This window comes from Bacillus sp. SIMBA_074 (genome assembly GCF_046534555.1).
In the GTDB taxonomy this organism is placed as follows: Bacteria; Bacillota; Bacilli; order Bacillales; family Bacillaceae_G; genus Bacillus_A; species Bacillus_A mycoides.
Window position 1 is genome coordinate 1 of sequence record NZ_JAWRYM010000108.1, and the last position, 481, is coordinate 481.

Below are 481 nucleotides of genomic sequence, written 5' to 3' on the forward strand. Positions count from 1 at the left end.
GTCATGTTAACTCACGCACTTCATTACGGTAAAATCCGCTTGGGATTGGCTGCAGTGCTTGAGGGGCAAAAGGCAGGAGTAGGCGACGCCCAGTTTGCTACTGCGTTAATGAGAACAAAGAAAAGATGGGGTAACCGTGAGGAGGACTATGAATGAAAAAGCGCTTGCTCATAGTAGATGACGATAAGGATTCTACGAGCGCATTAGTAAGACAACTGGCTGAAAGTACGTGGCTTGAGATTTGTGGAATAGCCACAGGCATCGATGAGGCATGGAAAATGCTACAGACAACGGGCCCTGACATGGTAATGCTAGGAACAATAAGGGGAGCAGAAAGAGGTGTGCTTTGTCAGCAATTCCGTCTCGCTTATCCTCAGCTCTCCTTTATTGCAGCGTGTTCGCCACAAGAGCTGATGTGGGAACCGTTTTTTCGAAATTTGGGACTCTGGGTGATTGTGAAGCCAGTTCAAACTGGACAGCT

General features: G+C 47.8%; 1 protein-coding gene. It reads left to right on the forward strand.

Features of this window, described 5'->3' with window-relative positions; all coding sequences use genetic code 11:
* Positions 1-152 precede the first annotated feature (152 nt).
* A partial coding sequence (locus SB773_RS30025; RefSeq protein ID WP_486304300.1) for a response regulator occupies positions 153-481 on the forward strand: 329 nt, incomplete at its 3' end.